This window comes from Geminisphaera colitermitum TAV2, assembly GCF_000171235.2.
Lineage (GTDB): Bacteria > Verrucomicrobiota > Verrucomicrobiia > Opitutales > Opitutaceae > Geminisphaera > Geminisphaera colitermitum.
In genome coordinates this window covers 1-6,965 of the sequence record NZ_ABEA03000051.1, presented here as the reverse complement: position 1 = coordinate 6,965, position 6,965 = coordinate 1, and the positions used below count along the sequence as shown (strand labels likewise).

Below are 6,965 nucleotides of genomic sequence, written 5' to 3'. Positions count from 1 at the left end.
GCGTGTGCCGGGAATGCGGAGTTCCTGGCCGATGCGGAGTTTGGTCGGGTCGGTGATATTGTTGGCCGTGGCGATTTCCCCGACGGTGACGTGATACTGTCTGGCGATGTTGCCGAGGGTGTCGCCAGCGACAACGGTGTGGGTCATGGAGACGGCGGCGGGGGACGCGTTCGTGGTGGCGGCGGGGGACGGGGTGCCGGCGTTTGCGGGGAGGGTGAGAATTTGGCCAACACGGAGGTTGTCGCCTTTGAGTTTGTTGGCGGTGCGCAGGTCGGCGATTTTCACGCCGTGTTTGCGGGCGATGCCTCCAAGGGTGTCGCCGGAGACGACGGTGTAGGTGCCGCCGGCAGTGGTGGCGGCAGTCGCGGTGACGCGTGCTCCAGTGGCGGCGGCGGCGGTGCGGGAGGGGACAATGAGTTTTTGTCCGATGCGCAGGGTGGCTTTGTCAGAGAGATTGTTGGCGAGCGCGAGTTCGTTGGTGGAGATGCCGTGTTTGCGTGAGATGGTCCAGAGGCTGTCGCCTTTTTGCACTTCATAGGTGGTGGCGGGTGCAGTGGGTTCGGGCGCGGGGATGGGCGCGGCGGCGGGCGTGAGATCGGCGGGCGCGAGTTGTGCGACCGGGTAATCGACGGGCGTGAGCGTGGCGCCGATGGGCTGGCCGGTGGGACGCGAGGGCGAGAAGCGCACGGGGGCTCCGCTGTTGTCAGGCGGGTTGGTGGAGCCGATGGGCGCGGGCACGAGGGCGTTGTTGGTGGTATCCGCCGGGGCGGTTCCGTGATCGGAGGCGGTCTGGGCTTTGCCGCCGGAGCGGCAGCCGGGGAGGGCGACAATGGAGATGGCGACGACCAAATGGATGGCGACGACGACACCGAAGACTTGCATCATTTTCATGGCGATGGATGGGTTGTGTGGGTTGGACGGACGGGTTGGTTGATATCTAGGTGGTGGAGACCGGCGTGGCCCCCAGTTTGTTTACAAACTGAACGAAGCGGAGTCCGCGATCGGCGTATCCGCGAAATTGATCGAAGCTGGCGAAGCCGGGGCTGAGCAGGACGTGTTCGCCGGGGCGGGCGAGGGCGGCGGCGTCGGTGACGGCTTGGTCGAGCGTGACGCTGTGGGTGTGGGCAAGTCCGGCGTCGCGGGCGGCGGCGGCGAGGACGGGGCCGGTCTCGCCAATGAGGAGGGCGTGGCGGACTTTCGGGGTGATGCGGCGGACGAAGGCGGGGATGTCACCGCCTTTGGGTTTGCCGCCGAGGATGACGATGACGGGGGCGGTGAAGGCGTTGAGGGCGGCTTCGACGGCGTGGAAGTTGGTGGCTTTGGAGTCGTTCCACCAGGTGACGGAGCCGAGCTGGGGCTCGGCGTTCCCAGGGGTTGTAGCGATTTTTTGGAGACGGTGGTCGGCAAGGGTGAAGGTGCGGGCGGCGGCGTAGAGGGCGCCTTCGCGCAGTCCCTGGCCGTGCCACCAGGCGGCGGCGAGGAGGAAATTCTCGCGTTGCGGGTAGTCGGCAAAGGGAGTGCCGCGGAGGAGGATGTCGCCGGGCTGGTCTTCGGTGGGGATGCGGGCGTCGGTGGGGAGGGTTTGGCCGAGTCGGTCGGCCCAGATTTGCACGCTGGTGCCGGCGTAAACGTGGCCGCCAATGCAGCGCTCGAAGAGACGCCATTTGGCGTGAAAATATTCTTCGATGGTGGGGTGGCGTTCGAGGTGGTCCTCGGCGAAGTTGGTCCAGATAGCGGAGTCGGCGCGGAGGTGGTTGAGCGTTTCGGCCTGGAAGGAGCTGATTTCGCAGACGGCAATGGATTCGGGGCCGCCGCCGCCGCGTTCGGCGACGAGGTGCGAGAGGGGGCTGCCGATGTTGCCGGTGGCAGTGACGTCGCGTCCGATGTGGCGAAGGGCGTGGGTCAGAAATTCGGTGAGGGTGGTTTTGCCGTTGGTGCCGGTGATGGCGACGAGGGAGCCGCGCCAGAAGAGGGAGGCAAAATCGACTTCCCCGAGGCATACGCATCCGGCGGCGCGGGCGGCGGCGAGCCAGGGGTGGCCGGGAGGGAATCCGGGGGAGAAGATGACAAGGTTGAAGGCTGAGGGGCTGAAGTCCGAAGAGGAGGGATTGTTCTCGTCGTAGAGTGTGAAGGTGGCGTTGAGGCGGGTGAGGAGGTCGCAGACCGCGCGGCCGCTCACGCCGGCGCCAAGGACGGCGACAGGGTGGTTTTCCAGGAGCGGTTTGAGGAATGGCGGGATGCGGGTGTGCATTTTAACGGAGCTTGAGCGTGGCAAGGCCGGCGAGTGCGCACATCAGGGAGAGTATCCAGAAGCGCAATACGACTTTGGTTTCGGGCCAGCCTTTTTTCTGAAAATGGTGGTGGATGGGGGCCATGAGAAAATACCTCATGCCGGTGCCGGTGCGGCGGCGGGTGTATTTGAATACGGATACCTGGATGATGACGGAGAGGGCTTCTACCACGAACACGCCGCCGACGATGATGAGCGTGAGGGGTTGCTGCACCATGAAGGCAATGAGGCCGATGAGGCCGCCGAGAGCGAGCGAACCGGTGTCGCCCATGAAGAGTTCGGCGGGGTGAGAATTGAACCAGAGAAAGGCCATGCCGGCTCCGACAAGGGCGGCGCAGATGATGGAGAGTTCGCCGGTGCCGGGGACCCAACTGATGAGGAGGTAATTTGCGATCTTGGAATTGCCCGCGGCGTAGGCCATGCCGCCGTAAACGAGGGCGACGGTGATGGTGCAGCCAATGGCAAGGCCGTCGAGGCCGTCGGTGAGGTTGATGGCGTTGCTGAAGCCGACGATCCAGAAGAAGACGAAGATGAAGAGGCCGAGGAGCCCGGCGAGGCCGAGCAGGCCGTAACCGCCGGGAATGATGAACAGGGGGGCTTTGAGGAAGGGGACCCAGATTTCGCGGATTTTGGCGGCGCTGTCAGGGTGAAGGACGAGGGCGGCGAGGGCGACGAGGGTGGTGAGGGTTTGCCAGATGATTTTCTCGCGGGAGGAGATGCCGTCGCGATTTTTGCGGACGACTTTGAGGTAGTCGTCGCGGAAGCCGACCGCAGTGAGGGCGGCGTAAACGAAGAGGGCGGTGAGGACCCAGATGTTGGGTTCGGCCCAGAGTAGTGCGCTGATGAATACCGAGACGAAGATGAGGAGTCCGCCCATGGTGGGCGTGTTTTTCTTGTCGAAGCGGGTGGCGAGGTCGCCCGTGCGGTCGTCGTCGTAGTGTTGTCCGAATTTGAGGATGCGGAGTTTGTGGATGAGCCAGGCGCCGATGATGAATCCGATGAGCGTGGCGGTGCCAGCCGCCATGAGCGCACGGAAGGAAATGAAACGCAGCAGGCGGAGTGGGCCGAAATAGTCGTCGAGGTTGGACAGGTAGCTGAGCACGGGCGGAAAAATTAGGAGTTAAAAATTAGGAATTAGAAAAACGGACTTCGGCTATGATGCGGGTTGGTGGTTTGGCTGGTTTGGATTTCTTAATTTTTAATTTCCACGAGGCGTTCGAGGGCGTGGCGGCGGCTGCCTTTGACGAACATGGGGCCGCAGTGTGAGGCGAGAAGGGCGGCGGTGGCGGGGGAGGCGAGCGCGGCGGGGGTGTCGGAGAACGTTAAACATTTAACATTTAACGTTGAACATTTAACGGGGCGACGCTGCGCGTCGTCGGGCGGGCGGGACGCCCGCGCCACGTGTTCGGCGTGGGGGCCGATGGCGATGACTTCGTCGTCGGCACGCAGAAGCGCGGCGAGGGCGCGGCCGAGGTCGGCGTGGTGACGGGCGGACTCGGGGCCGAGTTCTTCCATGCAGCCTATAATGTAGAGGCGGGGAGCGTCGGGCGGGGTGGCGGTGGCGGCAAAGGTCTCCAACGCGTCGAGCATGGAGGCGGGGTTGGCGTTGTAGCAGTCGAGGTAGAGGCGTCGGTTGTGGGTGTCGGTACGCCATTCGCCGCGGAGGGGGGGGGGGGTCCAGCGGGCAAGGCGGGTTTGTATTTCGGCGGCGGATACGCCGAGGTGGAGCGCGGCCCGGATGGCAAGGGCGGCGTTGCGGGCCATGCCATCGGTGACGCGGGGGAGGGTAAAGGTGTGAGTGGCGGGAGTGAGGGTGAGTGTGGTGGTGGTGGGTGTGTGGGTGATGGGGCGGGGGGGGGGGGCAGACGGAGAGGCAAGGGTTGCGGGCGAGACGCCCGAGCCACGGAGGGCGAGGCCGCCGGGGCGGAGAGTGCTGAAGAGGAGTTGTTTTTCGCGGGCGATGGTTTCGAGGTCGCGGAGGGCGTCGAGGTGGGCGGGGGCGATGAGGGTGATGATGGCGATGTCGGGTTGGATCATCGCGGCGAGCGTGGCCATTTCGCCGGGGGCACTGATGCCGGCTTCTACCACGGCAAATCGGTGGCGGGCCGGGTCGAGGCGGGTGAGGGTCAGGGGAACGCCAATGTGATTGTTGAGATTGCCTTCGGTGGCGAGAATGTCGGCAGCGTCGGGAGACGAGGAGAGGAGAAGGGCGAGGAGGTTTTTGGTGGAGGTTTTGCCTGCGCTGCCAGTGATGCCGATGACGGGGCCGGGAAAGGTGCAGCGGTGTTCGCGGGCTATGGTTTGGAAGGCAGCAAGGGGATCGGGGGTGATGAGTTGGGGGAAGTCGGGCAGCGCGGGATCAGGACTTGCAACGATGGCAGCTGGCGCACCTGCAGCGCGGGCGGCGGAGAGGTAGGCGTGGCCGTCGCGTTGGGGGGTGCGCAGGGCGACGAAAATTTCACCGGGGCGGAGGGTGCGGGTGTCCGTGCTGAAACCGGCCAGCAGGGTGCCGCTCGCGGGAGGTGTGGTCCAGCGGGCGGAGGTCCAGTGAGCGAGTTGCGCGGCGGTGAACACGGGCGGCGGTGGTTATGGGCGGGAAATCTTTTTGATGGCGATGAGGTCGCGGACGACCTGGCGGTCGTCGAAGGGGGTGACGGTGTCAGCAAATTCCTGATACGTTTCGTGGCCTTTGCCGGCGATGAGGAGGCAGTCGCCGGGTTTGGCCATGTCGAGCGCGAGGCTGATGGCGCGGCGGCGGTCTTCGATCCAGGTGAGCTTGAGGGGATCGGTGACGCCGGTCTTCATGTCGGCGAAGATTTGCTGGAGGGGTTCGTTGCGAGGATTGTCGGCGGTGGCGAAGGCGAAGTCGGCAAATTGTTGCACGGCGCGCATCATGAGGGGGCGTTTGGCGCGGTCGCGGTTGCCGCCGCAGCCAAAGACGACGAGGAGGCGGCCGGGAGTGATGGCGCGGAGCATGCCAAGGGCGTTGCGGAGGGCGTCGTCGGTGTGGGCGTAGTCAACGAGGACGTTGTGAGGCTGGCTGGATTCGATGCGTTCCATGCGTCCGGGGACGCCGGGGAAAGTAGCGAGGCGGGGGAGGAAGGTGTGCGGGTCGCGTCCGAGCGCATAGGCAGCGGCGGCGGCGGCAAGGACGTTGCTCACGTTGTAGCGTCCGATGAGGGGGGACTGGACTGTGGCGGAGCCGTCGGGCCAGACGAGGCGGAAGGTGGTTTGCTTGAAGCCGAGGTCGATTTGTTCGGCGCGGATTTGGGCGCCGGGGTGTTCGCCGTAGGTGAGGGTGCGGACGTGGGCGGGGATGCGGGCGAGGAGGGCGCGGCCGTGTTCGTCGTCGAGGTTGATGATGGCAACGCGAGGGGCGTGGCCGGGCTCGCCAGTGAAGAGGCGGGCTTTTACCTCGAAGTAGTCGTCGAGGTTTTTGTGGTAATCGAGGTGGTCGCGCGTGAGGTTGGTGAAGACGGCGACTTTGAAGGAGAGGTCGAGGACGCGGTTTTGCGCGATGCCGTGGGAGCTGACTTCCATGACGGCTTCGCGGCAGCCGGCGTCGCGGATCTGGGCGAGCATGCCGTAGATGTCGAGGGCTTCGGGGGTGGTTTTGAAGGAGGGAACGGTGCGGGCGCCGAGGTCGTAGTTGACGGTACCCAAAAGGCCGGTACGGCGTTGTTCGTCGAGGAAGTGCTTGGCGAGGAAGGCGACGGTGGTCTTGCCGTTGGTGCCGGTGATGCCGACGACGTCGAGGTCGCGGTCGGGGGTCTTGTAGTAGCGGCGGGCGACGCGGGCGAGGGTGGCGCGGGGGTCGGCGACTTGAACAAAGGTGACTTTGGCGGGGGTGATGGCGGGGATGGTCGTGGTGACGATGGCAACGGCGCCGCGGGAGATGGCTTCGTTGATGTAACTGGCGCCGTCGCTGCGGAGGCCGGGGAGGGCAAAGAAGACGTTGCCGGGGACGACCCGGCGGCTGTCCATGACGAGGCCCGAGATGGGGCGGTGGAGTTCACCGCGAATGGAGAGGACTTCGTTTTCGATGAAAAGATCGGACAGGTGTGGTGCCATGGTGATTGCGGTGTGCGGTGTGCGGTGTGCGGGATGGCGGGAGGGGGGACGAGGGGTGCGGGCGGAGCGAGTGGAGGTAGTGCGTGCACGGGTACGCGACGGGGGTGCGGAGACGTCGAGGAAGCCGCTGGCGAAGGCCTGGATGAGGGAGTGGTTTTGCGTGAGATAGCCGATCATCGGTGGGTGTTTCCTTGATGAACCAGGAGGCTGGCGTTGCCGCTGGCGGGCCCGACGCCGGGCGGGAGGTCGCCGACGGGCTTGATGTCGAGATATTGAATGAGTTGTTCGCTGATGCGCTTGAAGCTGGGGATGGCGACAACGGCGCCGTAGCCGGGGCGTCCGTTGGCGGGGTGGCCGTCGTCCACGATGACGGTGATGACGACGCGGGGGGCGGAGGCGGGAAAGAAGCCGACAAAGGAGCCGACGTGGTTGCGGTTGGAGTAGCGTCCGTTGATGAGTTTTTGCGCGGTGCCGGTCTTGCCCGCGACTTCGAAGCCGGGGATGGCGGCGGCTTTGGCGGTGCCTTCAACGGAGGCGACTTTTTGGAGGAGCTGGCGCATGAGGGCCGCGGTCTGCGGGGTGATGACGGTGCGGCGGGCGAGGC

Annotated in this window: 6 protein-coding genes; all 6 read right to left on the bottom strand. The window is 65.3% G+C overall.

Annotation, left to right across the window (positions count from 1 at the left end):
• A partial coding sequence (locus OBACDRAFT_RS06380) for a muramidase family protein (RefSeq protein WP_043583886.1) occupies positions 1-891 on the bottom strand: 891 nt, incomplete at its 3' end.
• 46 nt (positions 892-937) lie between these two features.
• Positions 938-2,251, bottom strand: a complete 1,314-nt coding sequence (gene murD, locus OBACDRAFT_RS06375; protein WP_043583884.1) for a UDP-N-acetylmuramoyl-L-alanine--D-glutamate ligase — start codon at positions 2,249-2,251, stop codon at positions 938-940.
• A 1-nt stretch (position 2,252) separates the two neighbouring features.
• The gene (mraY, locus tag OBACDRAFT_RS06370) at positions 2,253-3,392 is read right to left on the bottom strand and encodes a phospho-N-acetylmuramoyl-pentapeptide-transferase (protein WP_043583882.1); all 1,140 of its coding nucleotides are present in this window, start codon (positions 3,390-3,392) and stop codon (positions 2,253-2,255) included.
• An 89-nt stretch (positions 3,393-3,481) separates the two neighbouring features.
• Positions 3,482-4,864, bottom strand: a complete 1,383-nt coding sequence (locus tag OBACDRAFT_RS06365; protein ID WP_043583880.1) for a UDP-N-acetylmuramoyl-tripeptide--D-alanyl-D-alanine ligase — start codon at positions 4,862-4,864, stop codon at positions 3,482-3,484.
• A gap of 12 nt (positions 4,865-4,876) precedes the next feature.
• Positions 4,877-6,538, bottom strand: coding sequence for a UDP-N-acetylmuramoyl-L-alanyl-D-glutamate--2,6-diaminopimelate ligase (locus tag OBACDRAFT_RS06360; RefSeq protein ID WP_043583878.1), 1,662 nt, complete (start codon positions 6,536-6,538; stop codon positions 4,877-4,879).
• Positions 6,535-6,965 (bottom strand): penicillin-binding transpeptidase domain-containing protein (locus OBACDRAFT_RS06355; protein WP_043583876.1); only part of this gene is annotated, 431 nt, incomplete at its 5' end. The genes OBACDRAFT_RS06355 and OBACDRAFT_RS06360, both read right to left, overlap by 4 nt.